This is a genomic window from Kitasatospora cheerisanensis KCTC 2395 (genome assembly GCF_000696185.1).
GTDB lineage: Bacteria > Actinomycetota > Actinomycetes > Streptomycetales > Streptomycetaceae > Kitasatospora > Kitasatospora cheerisanensis.
This window is the reverse complement of sequence record NZ_KK853997.1, coordinates 7,947,420-7,964,155: the sequence shown is the minus strand read 5'-3', so window position 1 is coordinate 7,964,155 and position 16,736 is coordinate 7,947,420. Positions and strand designations below refer to the sequence as shown.

General features: G+C 72.9%; 8 protein-coding genes. 5 read left to right on the top strand and 3 right to left on the bottom strand.

Annotation, left to right across the window (positions count from 1 at the left end; genetic code table 11):
• The first annotated feature begins 78 nt into the window (after positions 1 to 78).
• Entirely contained in the window at positions 79 to 615 is a 537-nt protein-coding gene (locus KCH_RS35735; RefSeq protein ID WP_035870255.1) for a hypothetical protein, read from the top strand.
• Between the two features lie 126 nt (positions 616 to 741).
• Positions 742 to 945 carry a hypothetical protein gene (locus KCH_RS35730; protein ID WP_035870253.1) on the top strand — a complete coding sequence of 68 codons (204 nt, stop codon included), beginning with the start codon at positions 742 to 744 and terminating at the stop codon, positions 943 to 945.
• Positions 946 to 1,008: 63 nt separating this feature from the next.
• On the opposite strand, the gene KCH_RS45655 is transcribed toward KCH_RS35730, so the two are convergent.
• The 3 genes from KCH_RS45655 to KCH_RS38370 form a co-directional block, all read right to left on the bottom strand.
• Positions 1,009 to 3,636 carry a polymorphic toxin-type HINT domain-containing protein gene (locus KCH_RS45655; protein ID WP_425268926.1) on the bottom strand — a complete coding sequence of 876 codons (2,628 nt, stop codon included), beginning with the start codon at positions 3,634 to 3,636 and terminating at the stop codon, positions 1,009 to 1,011.
• Complete coding sequence (locus KCH_RS43625; RefSeq protein ID WP_051653824.1) at positions 3,552 to 5,447, bottom strand: ALF repeat-containing protein; 1,896 nt, start codon at positions 5,445 to 5,447, stop codon at positions 3,552 to 3,554. Before KCH_RS43625 ends, KCH_RS45655 begins: the two co-directional genes overlap by 85 nt.
• 171 nt (positions 5,448 to 5,618) lie before the next feature.
• Positions 5,619 to 7,649: a trypsin-like serine protease gene (locus KCH_RS38370; protein ID WP_051653823.1), complete on the bottom strand. Its 2,031-nt coding sequence runs from the start codon at positions 7,647 to 7,649 to the stop codon at positions 5,619 to 5,621.
• A gap of 746 nt (positions 7,650 to 8,395) precedes the next feature.
• On the opposite strand from KCH_RS38370, the gene KCH_RS35705 reads away from it, so the two are divergent.
• From KCH_RS35705 to KCH_RS38360, 3 genes are all read left to right on the top strand, one after another.
• The gene (locus tag KCH_RS35705; RefSeq protein ID WP_035870246.1) at positions 8,396 to 8,650 is read left to right on the top strand and encodes a hypothetical protein; all 255 of its coding nucleotides are present in this window, start codon (positions 8,396 to 8,398) and stop codon (positions 8,648 to 8,650) included.
• Positions 8,651 to 9,982: 1,332 nt separating this feature from the next.
• Positions 9,983 to 11,923 (top strand): ricin-type beta-trefoil lectin domain protein, encoded by a 1,941-nt coding sequence (locus KCH_RS46330; protein ID WP_157032340.1) that lies wholly within the window; start codon positions 9,983 to 9,985, stop codon positions 11,921 to 11,923.
• Positions 11,924 to 12,133: 210 nt separating this feature from the next.
• Positions 12,134 to 16,732, top strand: a complete 4,599-nt coding sequence (locus KCH_RS38360; protein WP_051653821.1) for an RNase A-like domain-containing protein — start codon at positions 12,134 to 12,136, stop codon at positions 16,730 to 16,732.
• Positions 16,733 to 16,736: the final 4 nt, after the last annotated feature.

Sequence of the window (16,736 nt, the reverse complement as noted above, 5' to 3'; positions counted from 1 at the left end):
TGCCGAGCCTGACGCTGTACGCGGCGTCCTTCCTGTTCCCGGAGCTTCCCGGGGCGCTAGGTCTTCGTCCTGAGCCTCGTGCTCCAATCCGCCCGCGTCGCCGCGTCCGCCCTGACTCCGCTGACGGTGACGGCGGTGCTGATACCGGTCGCCGGGCGGTACGTCGCCGGGCGTGCGGCGCGAAGGCGGCCGGCCGCCGGTTTCGGCCCTCCCCGGCCGACTGCCGGGCCCCTGGTCCGGCTGGGGGTTCCCGTCGGCCTCGCCGCGTCCGCGCTGGGCGTCCTCATGACGCTGCTGATGGATTCCCCGTTCCGGGGGCTGATCGTGCTGACCTGCGCCGCCCAGCTCACGGCGGCCTGGTGGGCGACCCGCGACTACGCGCCGTTGCCGATCGTCCGGGGCCTGCTCGCGGCCTACGGCTCCGGGGCGCTCGCGGTGATGGGGTGGCTCCCGCTGCTGAGGACCTTGGTCTGCGTGCTCGGGGCCGGCCCGTGCGCGCCTCCGCTCGGCCTGAAGGACGTCTACCTGGGGCTCACGCTGGCACCGCCGGGGGCGTTGGCGGCGTGCGCGGTGCACGCGGGGCTGCACGCTCTGAGGTCTCGCCGCCGGCAGTGACCGCATGTGCCCCGCGCCGCACCTCGGCGGCCTGCACCGGAGACCGAGCGCGTCGGGGCCGAACCCGGACGGGCACCGCGTCGTCCCGGCGCGGGCGGGTGCGGCGCCGCTGCTACCCTCTGGCCTGTGGAGCAGCTACCGGACAGCGTCGACCTGGACATCTTCGAGCGTCGGATCGGCGCCGCGCTGCGGACGATCCGTCAGGTGCGCGGCTGCAGTCTGCACGGCGCGCTCGACGTCTTCACGGAGCGGTACGAGGTGTTGCGGCGCGAGCAGCCCGACCGGTTCCGGTTGACCCGCGAGGAGTACAGCGAGGGCGTCTACACCTGAGTCGGCAGCCCGAAGGCCCGGCACCCGCTGCAACAGCGGGGCCGGGCCTTCGGGTCGGACGGGTCAGCCCGTCGGGCGGGTGAACTTCGGTGCTGCCTTGGTGTAGTGGCCGGGTGTGCCGACCAGCATGGACGAGTCGATCTCGACCTCGGTCAGTCCGTAGCGGGCGCAGTTGCGTCCGGAGAAGGTGTTGCGGGCGGCGTCCTTGAGGCTCATGCCTTTCAGCAGGTTCTCGTTGAACTCCTTCAGGTTCGAGTCGAGGGCCACGCCCCAGTCCGCGTCGAACCTGCGGACGTTCTCGGGCTTGAAGTGCGCCATGACCTCGTCGAACATCTGCCAGCCCGGGGTCGTGCTCGCCCCGCGGATGACGACCATGGAGAGTGCGCCGTCCTCCAGGGTGCCGATGAGCTCGGTGCCGTCGGTGGTGTAGTCCCCGTAGTACTCGCAGATCTCGGTGTTGTGGACCAGGACGGCGGTGCCGCCGGCCTGCACGTAGTAGGTGTGCAGCCCGTCCACGGACAGGTTGTAGGCGGGCTCCAGGCCGGTCCAGTGGCGCACGGACGCGACCTGGACGGCGGCGCCGGTGTCGGTGCGCAGCGTGTCCCCGGGGAGCACGGCGGCGGCGTCGGCCCAGGCCTGCCGGTTCTCCACCCAGAAGGGGTGGTGGTCGGTGCCGGTGAGGGCGCCGGTGGCGCCGTCCTGGCCCCGGACGGTCAGTTCGGTGAACTCGCGGTCGTCGGGGGTGCGGATCGTCGCGGTGACGGTGCGGGCCCCGGTCTCGCCGGTGACCGGGTCGGTGGCGAGCACCCGGTCGCCGACCCGGACCGTCTCGATGGGCCGGGTGGTGCGGTCGGCCATCAGGACGGGGGTGCCGGCGAGGAAGCTGTTGGGGCGCGTCTTGCACTTGGCGAGGGCGTTGCGGGCCGCTTCCATCCGCTCCACGAGCGCGCGGTCCACGTACGGGTTGGCGCGGATCGCGGCGAGGGCCTCGTCGATTCCGACGCCGCTGCGCAGGGAGGCGCGGACCGCTTCGATCAGGTCGGCGGCCTGGGTGAGCTTGGCGGCGGCGCCGGCCTTGTACCCGTCGAGGCTCGCCTGGACGGCGAGTTTCGCGTCCTCCAGCCCGATGCCGGTCTCCAGGGCGAGGCGGAAGGCGGCGATGCCCTTGACGCCCTTGGCGAGCGTGCCCCACGGGATGAAGTTGGAGGCGGCCCACGCGCAGGACGCGTTGACCCCGGGGTTGTTCCAGCACTTGACGAAGTCGCCGGTGAGCGCTTCGAAGATCATCTGGTTGGTGCTCTTGTACTGCTTCTTGACCGTGGCCTCGTAGGTGACGTCGGTCAGCGTCTGGCTGTCGACGAGGACGGTCTCCCAGGTCGAGTACCGGCCGAGGCAGGTCGCGATGGCGAGGCCCGGTTCGGGGCAGGTCTTGAGGAAGTAGTCGAGCGTGCCCGTGGCCTTGACGGTCACGGGTTGGTCGCAGACGAGGTTCTTGCCCTCCTCCCTCCAGTTGCTGAGCAGGACGGCCATGAACTCGGGGTCGTACTCGACGCAGTGCGACCCGTGCTCGGTGTAGCTGTACTTCACGTCGGGCCGCGGCACCATCACGATGTACGAGACCCTGCCGAGGCTGTCGACGACGGCGGTCTCGTTCTGCAGCTTTCCGTCGTCGTTGTCGGCCTGCTGCTTGCGGCCGACCTCGGCCGCGGCGTCCCGGGCGGCCTGCTGGGCCTCCTCGGCGCTCTTTCCGGCCGCGGTGGCGGAGGCCTGCGCCTTGGTCTTGGCGTCCTGGGCGTCGGCGGCGAACTGCTTGGCCTTCGCCTCGTAGCTGCCGGCGGCGGCAGCCGAGTACTCGGCGCGGTGGGCGGCGGCGTCCGCGCTGGCGGCGGACGCGCGGGCCTGCTTGGCGTACCCGGCGGCCCGGTCGGCGGACGCCCTGGCCTGGCGGGCGGACTCGGCGGCCTGCGAGGCCCAGGCCGCCGCCTCGTCCGCGGAGGTCCGGGCCTGGCCGGCGTAGGCCTTGGCCTCGTCGCTGGCGCCGCGGGCGGTGGCGTAGGCCGCCGCTGCTTCGGCCGCGTACTGGCTTGCCAGGGCGGTGTTGCCGTCGATGTCCTGCAGGTAGGCGGCGACGGTGGCGACGTGGGCCGCGGTCACGGCGTCGCGCTGCTGGGCCTTGGCCAGGCCGATGGACAGGAACGGCTGGAGGCCGGAGGTCGGGCCGGACATGACGGCCCGGGCCGCGGCCTGGACCTCGGGCCCGCCGGCGGAGATGGCCTGGGAGACCAGCAGCCGGTTGTCGTCGTCGCGCGCGGCGTACTGGCCGGTGGCGAGGAACGCGCGGACGTCGTCGATGGTGCCGTCCAGCGCCTTGCCGGCGGCTTCCCGCACCCGCGGCCCGCCGGAGGACATGATCTTCGACAGGGCCAGCCGGTCGTCGTCGTCCTTGCCCGGATAGGCGCCGGTCGCGAGGAACGCCCGCACTTGCTCCGGGGTGCCGACCGCGGCCGTCTCGGCGGCCAGCCGCTGCTCGATCTTGGTGGCGGCGAGGGCCTGGGCGGTGACGCTGGCGCGGTCGTCGCGGAGCTTCGCGGTCTCCAGATCCGTCGTCAGGAAGGCCATGACGTCGGCGTCGTGGCCCTCCAGGGCGCTCTGCGCGGCGCCCTGGACCCAGGGTCCGCCGGTGCTGAGCAGCCGGGTGGCGGCCAGCCGGCCCTTGGTGACGGCCGTCGCCCGGTCGGTGCCGGCGGCGGTGGCCTCGGTGAGCAGGCGCTGGGTGTCGGCGGCGAGCGCCGTGGCCTTGCCGGACTCCCAGGCCGCGTCCTTGGCCTTGCGGGCCTCCTCGAAGTAGGCCTGCTCGGCGACGGCCGTCTGGGCGGCCTGTTCGGCGGCCAGCCGCTCGGCGTCCGAGGCGCGGGCGATGTCGGTGACCTTGTGGGCCTGCTCCGCCGTCTGGGCGGCGGTGTCGGCGGCGGTCCGGGCCGCCTCGGCGGCGGCCTTCGCGGTGTCGGCGGCGGTGGCGGCCTCGCCGCGTGGGCGGCGGCCTGCTCGGCCGCGGCGGCGGCCGCTTCGGCGTGGGCGGCGGAGGCGTTGGAGGCGCGTTGGGCCTCGTCGGCGGCGGCCTTCGCCTCGGCGGAGATCTTCGCGGTGGCGGCCGAGGCACGGCGCGCCTCGGCGGCGGCCGACCGGGCGCGGTCGGCGGCCCGGCGGGCGCGTTCCGCGGCCTCGCTGGTCACCCCGGATTGGGTGGCCGCCTCCAGTGCGGCGTCGGCGGCGGCCTGGGCGTTGTCGCCGGCCAGCTTTGCCGCCGAGGTGGCCTCGTTGGCCTGCTGGGTGGCGCGGCCGGCCCACTGCGCGGCCTCGCCGGCGGTCTTGGCGTCGGCGGCGGCCTTGCGCGCGACGACCGCCGCGTCCCTGGCGGCCGCGGCGTCCGCGGCGTTGCTCCCGGCCCGGCCGGCCGCGGCCTGGGCCTTGGCGGCGGCCTCGCCGGCGAGGCCGGAGGCCCGGGCGGCGTCGGCGGCCGCGGAGGCGGCCTGGCGGGCGGCCTCGTTGGCGCTGGTGGCCGCCCGGGAGGCGGTCTGGGCGGCCTTGGCGGCCCGGTCGGCGGCGTCGGCGGCCTTGCCGGCCGCGTTGGAGGCCTTCTTCGCCTCGCCCTGGGCCTGCCGGGTCTCGTCGGCGGCGCGCTGTGCGGCCTGCTTGGCCAGCGCGCTCGCGTCGACGGCCTTGGCGGCGGCGTCCTTCGCCGCGCGGGACTGCTCGCCGGCCTGGTCGGCGGCGTTCTTGGTGAGGTCCGCGAGCTGGGCGATGTTCAGGGTTTCGGCGTCGTGCGCGGCGGCGGTCTGGTAGCCGTAGCGCAGGAACTCCCGGACGTCGTCGATGGTGCCGTCCAGGGCAGTGCCGGCGGCCTTCTTGACCTCCGGTCCGCCGCTGGACATCAGCTGGGACAGCTTCAGCCGGTCGTCGTCCTCCTGCGCCCGGTACTGACCGGTCGTCAGGAACGCGTTGACGTCGTCGTTGCTGCCGTCCAGCGCGAGACCGGCGGCCTTGCGCACGGCCGGCCCGCCGGAGGACATGATCTGCGACAGCTGCAGCCGCTGGTCGTCCTCGAACGGCCGCTTGTAGCCGCCGTCGACGAACGCCTGCACGTCGGCCGCGGAGCCGGCGAGGGCCTTCCGCGCGGCGTCCCGCACCCAGGGGCCGGAGCCCGCGACGAGTTCCTCGACGCGGGCGCGCAGGTCCTGCTCGGACGCGGCCGCGCGGCCGGTGGCCAGGAACGCGGCCACGTCGGCGTCGGAGCCGGCCAGCGCGGTCTCGGCGGCCCGCCTGACGACCGGTCCGCCCGCCTTCCACGCGGCCACGGCGGAGACGCGGTCGGCGACCGGCCCGATCGGCGGCGGGCTGTCGGCCGCGGCCGGCGCGGCCAGCAGGCTGCCGAGCAGGCCGCCGAACGCCAACCCGACGGCGGCGCGCAGGCGTAGGGCCTGGTGTGGTCTGGTGATCTTCATCGAAGATCCGGAATCCTCTCGGGTTCGTGCGGCCCGGGTCCGGCCGATCGTGTCGGATCGGCCGGGCAGGCCCGTGCGGCCGCTGGGTCGACGTGCCGGTGCTGCGGGCGGACCCGCGACCGGCGGCGGTCGCGACGGGTGTCGCGGCCGCCGCCGGGTGCACGGGCGGGGTCAGACGATGTAGCCGGTGACGGCGCTCCGGTTGTGGGCGCCGGAGGTGCCGGCGAGGTTCAGCGCGGTGACCTGGGCCCAGGTCGCGTCGGCCCTGCGGGCCGTCCACAGCAGGCGGTCGTCTCCGGTGGTGACGGTGAACTGGACCTGTCCGTCGACCGTCGAGGCGCTGATCGAGGTGGCGGTGAGGCCGCCCCAGACGCCGGCCAGGTCGGCGAACGGCTGCCAGGTCCGGTCGGCGCGGCGAATGGTGTGGAACTGCCGGGCTCCGTTGTCGACCAGCACCGCGATGTGCGCGTCGTTGCCCGACCCGGCGACGGTGACGCCGCTGATCGGGCCGGTCGCCCCGGCGGCCTGGGCGACGTCGCCCCAGCCGCTCCAGGTGCCGGCGGCGGCGCGGACGGTGTGGTACGCCTTGCCGCCGGCGACGGCGACGACCTGCAGTTCGTTGCCGACGCCCGCGATGGCGACGGTGGTGACGGTGCCGATCGATCCGGCGACCGTCTGCACGTCGCCCCAGCCGCTCCAGGTGCCGTTGCTGTCGCGCATGGTGTGGTGGACCTTGCCGTCGGCGACGACGACCACGTGCAGGTCCCAGCCGATGGACACGGCGGAGACCGCGGTGATGCCGGTCAGCGTCCGGCCGCTGCCGGTCAGGTCGGTGCGCGGGCTCGCGATGACGGCGGCGGCCGGCCAGGGCCGCTCGGGGCGGAGCGCGGAGTGCCACAGGTGGCCGTCGTTGCCGAGCGCGAAGAGGTGGGTCTCGTTGTTGACGCCGGTCTCCGCGAACGCCTTCACGCCGCCCGAGGCGCCGGTGCGGGCCTGGATGTCGGTGAAGTCGGTGGTGCTGCCGTCGGCGAGGCGCACCGCCCGGTAGAGCGCGCCGTTGCCGCCGTTGACGAGCACGGACGCCTTCCAGCCGGGATCGGTGGCACGGGCCGCGAGCAGCCAGGAGCCGAGGCCGTCCGCCCGGATCGCCCGGGCGCCGTTCTGTGCCGAGGCCGTGCCGGCGCAGCCGCCCTGCCAGGCGCGCGAGACGACGCCGCTGATCGTTCCGGCGGCGTTGACCAGCGGGGCTCCGGTGTCACCGGCGCAGATCGGTGCCGCGCCGGCGGCCGGCGCGAGGTCGATGTCGGTGGCGGAGAGCGTGCCGACGGTCTGCGTGGTGGTGCGGGGGGCGGCGCTCCACCACGAGGTGGCGTTGCGGCCGAAGCCGGCGGCCTTCAGGGTGTCGCCGGCAGCGGGGGCGCTCGCGGCGATCTTGAGCGGGGTGACGTCGGTGACCGGCGTGGCGAGGCGGGCCAGCACGGCCTTGCGGTCCGTGTGGGTGCCGAACTCGGCGACGTCGACGGTGTGTCCGCCGACGGTGAAGGTCGTCCTGGTCGCCGGGGTGCCCTGGTTGAAGATCGGAAGGTCGGCGTTGGGACGGAACGGGTCGGCGATGCAGCCGGTGGAGGTCAGCACCCACTGCGGGTCGACCAGGGTGCCGGTGCAGCCGCGGGAGGCGGCCCGGCCGGGGGCGCCGACGGCGAGCGCGCCGACGGCGGGGAACTCCGGGGTGGGCGTCGGGGCGGCGGGGCCGTCGCCGGCCACCAGTTCGAGCAGCATCGCGGGCTTGTTGCCGGTCTGGTTGTCGGCCTCGCCGACCGGGGTCCAGTTGTTCTTCGCGATGTCGACGCTGCTCGTGGCACCGTCGGTGCTGAGCGTCGCCTTGATCGCGTGGCTGTCGCCCTTGATGTTGATGACGTTCGCGGTCTCCACCGCGAGGTAGCCGGACGGGCCGGTGACCTTGAAGCAGACCTCGGCCGGGCTGGCCACCTGGCGGACCACCCGGACCAGTCCCGACTCCGACGCGCAGTCGGCCAGCTTGATGTTCCCGTCGCCGGTCTTCACCGTGAGGCTCTGCTCCGCGAGGATCTTCGCCGCGTCCGGGTACGCGAACGTCTCGACGGCCAGCGGCGGCGGCGCCTCTTCCGCGGCCGCCGGTGTCGCGGCGACCGCCCCCGGTATTGCCAGCAGGGCCGCCAGCAACGGAACAGGCGTCTTAACTCTGCGCAAAATTATCCTCCCCATGCCGAGAATTCGGACATTTCGATGCGGGTAATCATTCGAACATGATCAAGCTATCGGAATTCGCCCGCGGCCGTCGACGGAGGATTCCCGAGCGGGGAAAAGCGCGCTATTTCGGGTGCACCGCCCCATCCGGATACGAACCGTCACAAGTCGGGCCTGCGACCCGGTTTGACGATCCGTCGGCCGGCGGGGAGCGGGCAGGCCGCGCCGCCTTCGCAGCGGCCGGGCCCGCTGGTCAATGCGAATGGCCCGGCGCGGCCGGCCCGTGGTGGCCGTGCTGTCGCTCCAGTCGGTGGCGGGGCCAACGGGCCCGCCACGGCGGGCCATTCGCGCATTTTTCGGATGCCGCTCCGGCTTTTCCGCGAGCTCGCTGTCGGCGCCGGCGCAGGGCCTATCAGCCGACGCGGGGCCCGGCGCCGAGGGCCCTCCCCGCGCCGCCCGCCCGCCCGCCCGCGAACCCGGGGTCCGCGGGCGGCGCCGCGCGGCCTGGCACACCTCTGGTGCCCGCCGGCGCCAGGAACACCTGGAACGCCTGAAACTCGGCCCGAGCGGTCCCGCGCGCCCGGCCGCGCCCCTTCACGCCACCTCGCCACGCCCCACGCCCCGACGGAGCGGAGGACGTTCTCTTTCCCGCCTCTCATCGAGCGCCTAATCTGGGCTCGCTTGTCTACTCAGGGGGAGATGTGACAGAGCCGTCGCGGAAGATGCAGAAGGAACTGTCTCGGGCCGGCTATCGGACGACCCGAGAAGTCGACTCCGGAGAGGAGACCGTCTTCTTGTGGCATCCCGCCTACCACGACGGGTTCATGGCCATCGGATGGGCCATCGACTACGCCGGCGGGTGGGGCGCCTACGGGCGGAACGGTAACGGCGACGGCGTGCGCCTGGGCCGCACCGACAGTCTCGACCAGGCCGTCGTTGCCATCATCGGGTGGGCAGCCGAACACGGGCAGGTCTGAGCCCACGCCATTCCGCGTGCTGCGTCGGCGCGCGCCGCAAAGCATCTGGCTCGCCCCTCGTTCGGCCGGCCTGGCCCACCGAGGGGAAGTCGCGGCGGCTCGGCCCGTCAGCCACCGGGCGCGGGGCAGGAGTGGCGGAATACCTGCCAGGGATGGTGACTTGGGGCGGTCATCCCGCGCACGGGGCCGCCGGGACCTCGGCGGACCAGCCGGCTTCCCCAGGGTGCCGCCGGGCTTCCGTCGGTGGTCGAGCAGGGCGGCGGTGTCGTGCGTCTCGCCACCGCAGGGACGCTGCGGCCACCCCGCCATGACGGGCCGCCACCCTCCACCGGCCGCCACTGCACGTGGACGCCCGGCCGGACGACGGCGCGGCCGAGCGGCAGCTGACCGCAGCAGGCGCGGACCCGGACGGCAGGGCCCGCGGCGGATGCGGAGGTGGAACACGGCCCTGAACGTCCAGACGATGAGCAACGCGGCGGCGAGGACGGGCGGGACGAGGTATTCGCCACGCCGGCCGGGGAGGTCGTCAGCCCGTGCGTGGACGGCCCGGGGCGGGTGGCGGGGTCGCGGCGCAGGGCGGGCGCTGCGGAGTCCCGGCGGTCGTCACCGCCTCCGCGGCGGAAGTCCCAAGAACTGCTTGGCCCGTCGGCCGCCGCAGGAGTCACGCATCTCCGAGTGCACGGCGGAGTACCGCGCGGCGGCCGGAAACTCGGCCCGCATTCGGTACCGTCCAGCACCTTTCTGATGATCTGCGCCCTACCCGACGTGGGCCGATCGCACGTTCCTGGCCCTTTCGCTCGTCGGCTGTTTGCGGCCCGGCCAACGGGCCTTCGACCTGCTCCTGGTGGACGCCGCGCGGCCGGGGCCGGCTTGTCGTCCTGGGCACCCCTTATCCGGCCGCGCAGCCCCTTCCCGTCGCCCCTGCCCTCTGACGGCCGATCCGCCGTGCTGGCCGACGGTCCATCACATGACCGTGCCTGCGCGCGCGGTGACGGGACATCGGAAGACGTGGAGACGCCTCGGAGGGCCGTTCGGGCTGTCGGGTGGCGGCCTGTCGGGATGCCGCCACCCCGGCCCTTGCGGTGAAGGCCGGACCCAGGAACTTCACCGGGGGCACGGAGACGACCGATCTTGTCCACATTGTGAATAATATTAACAAATTCCCCATTTCCCCGAAATTCCCCCGCGCATCCCAATATCAATAATATCTACCCTGTGGCTGACGATCCATTTTTTCGATAGCGTGCGACCGGCAATTTTTCGCCCTGACGAAGTCCGTATTTCCCGTTTTGGAGGTTCCCTTTGCAGAGAATTAAGCGGCCCGCAGTGTTGGTGGCCGCCCTGCTTGCCGTACCCGGCGCCGCCGTCTCCCTGCCGGCGTCCGCGACGGAGCCCGCGGCGCCACTGGCCGTGGAGGCGTTCGGCTACCCGGACGCCGCGAAGATCCTGGCCGAGCAGAACCTGACGCTGAAGGCCGGCGACGGCAACATCCGCCTCGCCGACTGCGCCTCCGAGTCGGGCCTGGTCCGGGTCGTGCGCCAGGTCGCCGCACCGTACGAGGTCTGCTTCAAGATCACCGGACCCTCCGGATACCTCGCCCTCGAGACTCCCAACGTCATCAACATCAAGGGCGACAGCCACGCGATCAAGGCGACCCTCAGCACCGAAGGCGCCACCAGCAACGTCGACATCACGAAGAACGACTGGACCCCCGTCGGCCAGGCCGACAACTCGACCGGCAACAAGCCGGCCGTCCTGCTCGAACTCGTCGCCACCGACGGCACCGCCGCCGCCACGCCCGCCCCCGAGTTCCCCGCCGTCGGCTCCATCGCCGTCGGCGCACCGGGCCGGGCCGGATCCCGCGGCTGCACCGGCACCCTGGTCGACCCGCTGTGGGTCCTCACCTCGGCCGGCTGCTTCACCGACGCCCCCGACTCGCTCGCCGCCGGCGCGCCCGGCGTGAAGAGCTCGTTCACCGCGGGCGGCCGCAGCGTCGACATCGTCGAGCTCGTCCCCCGCGGCGACCGAGACACCGCTCTTGCCCGCCTGGCCACCCCGATCAGCGGAGTCGCCCCGCTCAAGGCTGCCACCGCGGCGGCGACGGGTGGGTCCGCCGTGAAGGTCGCCGGCTTCGGCCGCACCGCCACGAGCTGGGGCACCGGCAGCGGTCCGCGCACCACCAACCAGACCATCGGCGCCATCAGCGCCACCGCCGTCGACCTCTCCCCCGCCACCGGCGCCGCCCCCGTGTGCGCCGGCGACACCGGCGCCCCGGTCGTCAACACCACCGGCGAGATCACCGGCGTCGTCTCCCGCGCCTGGCAAGCCGGCTGCCTCGGCACCCCGGCGAGCGAGACCCGCACCGGCGCACAGGCCGCCCGCGTCGACGACCTCGGTGCCTGGATCACCCCGCAAACCAGCCGCGTCTTCGACCTTCTGAACCCGGCCAGCGGGCGCTGCCTCAACCTCGCCGGAGCCGGCCCCTGGGGCAACGAGAACCCGGTCATCGCGTTCGACTGCACGCTCGGCGCGGACAACGAGAAGTTCCGGATCACCGCCGACGGCCAGCTGCGCAACCCGGTCAGCGGGCGCTGCCTGAACGTCAAGGGCGCGGGGCCGACCTGGGACAACGGCACCCCGATCATCCTGTTCGACTGCGTCGCCGGGGCGGGCAACGAGAAGTTCGAGTGGACCGCCGACGGCCAAATCCGCAACCCCGCCAGCGGACGCTGCATCAACGTCGCCGGGGCGGGCCCGACCTGGCCGAACAACACCCCGGTCATCCTGTTCGACTGCAAGGGCGACCCGAACGAGAAGTTCCGGCCCGTCGCCGACAACGAGATCCCCAGCGCCGTCGGCCAGCTGCGCAACGTGGGCAGCGGACGCTGCCTCAACCTCACCGGCGCGGGCCCGACCTGGGACAACAACACTCCGGTCATCCTGTGGGACTGCAAGGGCGACGCGAACGAGCAGTTCCGCCTCACCGCTGACGGTCAGCTGCTCAACTACGTGAGCGGGCGCTGCCTGAACGTCAAGGGCGCCGGGCCGACCTGGGACAACGGCACCCCGATCATCCTGTTCGACTGCGTCGCCGGCGCCGCCAACGAGAAGTTCGAGTGGACCGCCGACGGCCAGCTCCGCAACCCCGCCAGCGGACGCTGCATCAACGTCGCCGGGGCGGGCCCGGTCTGGAACAACGGCAACCCGATCATCCTGTTCGACTGCAAGGGCGACCCGAACGAGAAGTTCGAGCTCGTGTCCGTGAAGGCCTGACCCCGCGGCAGGCTCCGGTCCTGCTGCACCCACCCGGTACTCCGAGCACTGCTCCGGCCCGGGCATCCGCACTGCCGCAGATGCCCGGGCCCTTCCGGAAGAGCCCGGCAACCGCACACGGCCCCGTCGCCGTGCCCGCCCGGGCGCACCGGCCCTGCCCGGCTCTCCGGCGTGTCCGTCACCACCACCTGAGGGGATCACAGACCTTCGATGAGAATCACCAGTAGGCAATGGACGACCTGGCGGCGCGGTGCCGTCGGTGTCGCGGTCGGCGGCCTGCTCGCCGGCCTGCTCGCCACGCCCGCCTTCGCCGCCGGGGAGCCGCCGATCGGCCCCGTTCCCGACCGGGTCGCGGCGATCGCGGCGTGGAAGGACGGCGGCCCGGCGGTCAGGCAGGCCGCCGAGACCGCGCTGGCCGGCTCCGACGGCGACGTGGCCGCGTTCCTGGCCACCGGCCGGACCGCCGCCTCCGAGACCGACCTGCGCACCCGGGTGGAGGAGGTCATCGCGACCTCCGGCCCGTGGGTGCGCGCGGCGGCGCTGAAGGCGCTCGCCGGCAGCGCGGCCGACGTCCAGGCGTTCGTCGACAACGGCTACAAGCGTCCGTTCGAGGACGACCAGCGGCTGAAGCTGTCCCAGATCATGTCGTCCGGCGGGCCGGCGGTGCGCAAGGCCGCGGGCCTGGCGCTGGACGGCACCATCGACGACGTCAACGCCTTCCTCGCCACCGGCCAGTACCGGGCGCGCGAGGACGACGACCGCCTGAAGCTGTCGCAGCTGATGTCCTCCGGCAGCACGGAGGTGAAGAAGGCCGCGGGCCTGGCGCTGGACGGCACCATCGACGACGTCCGGGAGTTCCTGCGCTACGGCTACCAGACCGCCGCCGCGCACGACCAGGAAACCCTGACGATCTCCCAGCTCGCCGACCTGACGAGCAACGCCGTCGACCAGGCCGGCGAGCAGGCCCGGCAGGCCGAGGACGCCGCCGCCAAGGCACTGGCCGCGAGCGCCCTGGCCAAGCAAGCCGCCGAGAAGGCCGCAGCGGAGACCAAGGCGGCACAGGGCGACGCGAAGAAGGCCTCCAACGCCGCTGCGAAGGCCGCCGACGCGGCCGAGCGGGCCGCGAAGGCCGCCAGGACCGCCTCCGAGGCCGCCGCCAGGGCCAACGAGGCCTCCCGGCAGGCCGCCGACGCCGCCGCCGACGCCGCCCGCGCTTCGGCGGCCGCCGGCAATGCGGCAGCCCAGGCCCAGGACGCCGCTGCCAGGGCCGCCGGCAACGCCGCTGACGCGGACAAGGCCAAGAACGCGGCGATCGCCGCGAAGAAGGCCGCCGGTGAAGCACAGACCATCGGCGAGCGCGCCCAGTGGGCCTTCCAGGCGTCGAAGCAGGCCGACAACGCGGCCGCCTCGGCGAAGGAAGCGGCCACCAACTCGGACGCGGCCGCCGCCGCCGCGCTGGAGGCAGCCGACCAGGCCGGTGTCTCGGAAGAGGCCCGCGACCGTGCCAGGGCCGCCGCGGACCGTGCCAAGAAGGCTGCGGGCGAGGCCAGTAGGGCCTGCGCCGCCGTCCAGAAGATCGCGGCCGAGGCCCGGGCGGCATCGGCCGAGGCCCAGCGCGCCGCCAACTCCTCTGCCACTCACGCGTCTGCGGCAGCCCAGGCTGCCCAACAGGCGGGGGACCACGCCGGCGAAGCCGCCACTGCAGCCGCCACCGCCCAGGCCGCCGCCACTGCGGCGCAGCAGGCCGCCGACGAGGCGGCAGCCGCCGCGACCCAGGCGCACAAGATCGCCGATCTTGCGCGCGCCTCGGACGCGGAGCGTCTGGCGGCGCAGCAGGCTGTCGAGGTCGCTGCTGCCGAGCAGGCGTACTTCGAGGAGGCGGCGAAGGCGAAGAAGGCCGCGTGGGAGTCGGGCAAGGCCACCGAGTTGGCCGCCGACACCGAGCGTCTGCTGGCCGAGGCCACGGCCGCCGGCGTCGACCCGTCGGTAGCGGTCGCCAAGGGCCGCCTGGCCGCGACCCGCCTGCTGAGTGCCGGCGGCCCGTGGGTCCAGGTCGCGGCACAGACCGCGCTGGGGGGCCACGACGCGGACGTCCTCGCGTTCCTGAGCACCGACTTGGCACTGGCCCGAGAACACGACGACCGCACCAGCGTCCTTGCGAAGGTCGCCGCCTCCACCAAGCTGGAGCAGCGACTGGCCGCGGAGGCGGCCTCGGTCGGGACCCTCCAGGAGGTGCGGGCGTTCCTCGCCACCGGCGCCTACCCGGGCAAGGACGACGACGACCGGCTCGCCCTGTCGAAGATCATGTCCTCCGGCGGCCCGCGGGTGCGGGAAGCCGCCGGCAAGGCGCTCGACGGCACCATCGACGACGTCCGCGCGTTCCTCGCCACCGGCCAGTACGCCGCCCGCGACGACGACAACCGCCTCCTGGTCTCCCAGGCCATCTCCGCCGGCGGACCCGAGGTCAAGGCAGCGGCCCAGGCCGCCATGTCCGGCCCCACCTCCGGCCTCGAACCCTTCCTGAAGATCGGCCTGCCCAAGGCCCAGCAGCGCGACGCCGTCACCGCGGCCCACGTCGCCACCATCTCCTCCTACCTCCAGGCCATCGACGGCAACACCGCCCTCGCCCGCCAGTACGCGGCCCAGGCCGCCCAGGCCTACGCCACCGCCCGCGGCGCCGCCAACGAAGCCGCCACCTACGCCGGCCAGGCACAGGCCTCCGCCACCGAGGCCGCCAACTGGGCAGCCCAAGCAGCCGAATCCGCCCGCCAAGCGAAGGCCAGCGCCGACCAGGCCGCCGCCTACGCCGCCCAGGCCCGCAACTCCGCCGCCAGCGCCGACGCTGCCGCCCGCAGCGCCGACCACTCCGCCACCGCGGCCGCCGCCTCCGCAGCGCAGGCCCGTCAGTTCGCCACGGACGCGAAGAAGGCTGCTGACGACGCACTCGCTTCCAAGCTCGCGGCCCAGGCCAGCGCCGCCGAAGCCCACCAGGCCGCGGTCGAGGCGTTCAAGATCGCCTACCAGAAGATGCAGGACGGCAACGCCGCCGGCCAGATGGAGTCCGAGACCGCGGTCGTCGACGACCTCGGTCGGGTGTCCTACATCGATGTGGTTCCCAACGGAGAGCTGAAGCAGGAGGTCGTCAACGACAAGAAGTACGCCGACGGCCTGCTGGCCTGCATCAACGCCGCCGACCTCCTCAGCAGCTGGGCCAGCAAGGCCAACTGGCACCGCGGCCCCAGCGGGGAAGACGTCTGCACCATCCCGGTCAACGTCAAGGTGACCGGCCAGGTCGACTACATCCTGAGGACCTGTCCCGAACCGGGGCTGAGCATCGCCGCGTGCCACGGCAAGTACACGGAGTGGATTCCGTCCCCCCTCGACAGCAGGACGCTCGACCACGTTCAGGTCGAGAGCTCCATCGACATGCCGTACAGCGAGTACCTGACGCGGTACAAGTGCTACTCGAACCCTGGTGGCGGACCCTGCCAGACGATCGAGAGTTCGACGATCGCCGCCCACATCCTCCTGGGCGACTTCATCGACTGCTTCAAGAACCCCGGCCTCAACTCCTCCTGCGCCTGGGCAGCGTCCAACTTCATCCCCTTCGGAACCCTGGCCAAGGCCGCCAAGGGCGTAGTCGCCTTCCGCTACGCGATCGAGGTCGGCGGCATGACGATCGAGGAGGCCAAACTCGCCCTACAGGTCAGCCTCGACGGTTTCAAGGACGCCACCATCGGCAGGCTCCTGACCAGCGCGGACGCCCTGTCCACCTTCCGCCTCAACCTGAAGAACGGCATGAGCGTCGACGAGGCGCTTTCTGCGCTTCGCAAGGTCCAGGGCATGGACCCGCAGTTGCTCAGGCAGGCGGAGAACGAGGCAGCCGCCGCGAGGTGGGCCGAGCGGTGCGAGGAAAACAGCTTCCCCGCCGGAACGCCCGTCCTCCTGGCCGACGGCTCCCACCGCCCGATTGAGCAGGTCCGAATCGGCGACCGTGTGCTCGCCGGAGTCCCGGGCGCTTCTCCTCAGGTACAGACCGTCACAGCGACCTACTCCCACACCACCGGCCGACTGACCGAGGTCAGCGTGGAAGGCGGTGGGGTCTTCACTTCCACCGAGGGACACCGCGTCTTTGTTGAAGGCGGCGGCTGGACGACCGTGGCGGGCCTGCGGCCGGGTAATCGTGTGCACTCCGCCGACGGCTCACTGCGGAGCATCACTGCGCTCGACCGCCGGGCAGCGCCGGACGTCATGGTGTACGACCTGACGGTCGACGGTACCCACACCTTCTTCGCCGGAGCAGCGGGTGCCGACTCGCCGGACATCCTTGTCCACAACTGCATCAACTTCATCGAGGACGACGTCAAGTTCGCCCAGGAGGGTGGGCACACCGTCGCGGACCACATCGACCTGAGCGGACAGAAACTGCTGGACGCGGTGAAGGCAAAGGGCCTCGTCACGGTCTGGGTCGACGCCGCGACCGCTCAGAAGGCTGTCGCCCACGCGGTCGAAGAGTGGCGTAAGGTACCCGCCAACGAGCGTGTCCTGCAGAACTGGATCGCCGTGCAGCGGAAAAGGATCGCGGACGGACGGATATTCATCCCGGGTGACGACCTCAAAGAGGTACCCTGGGAAATTTCGACGGACGTCATCCCGGGCGACCTGGCATACAAATATGAACTCAGCGGGAAGCCGCTTCCCGCCAATCCGTTGACGAAGACTCCCACCGGCAGGAAGGTCCGCGTCTTCCTCAAGTACGTGGCAGGCCACCCGGACAACTTCATCGTCTACACGTCTTATCCCGAGTAACCAG

Coding starts and splice junctions, on each gene's coding strand:
- KCH_RS35705 (WP_035870246.1), top strand. CDS start 8,396: ATGCAGAAGGAACTGTCTCGGGCCGGCTATCGGACGACCCGAGAAGTC.
- KCH_RS43625 (WP_051653824.1), bottom strand. CDS start 5,447: ATGAAGATCACCAGACCACACCAGGCCCTACGCCTGCGCGCCGCCGTC.
- KCH_RS38360 (WP_051653821.1), top strand. CDS start 12,134: ATGAGAATCACCAGTAGGCAATGGACGACCTGGCGGCGCGGTGCCGTC.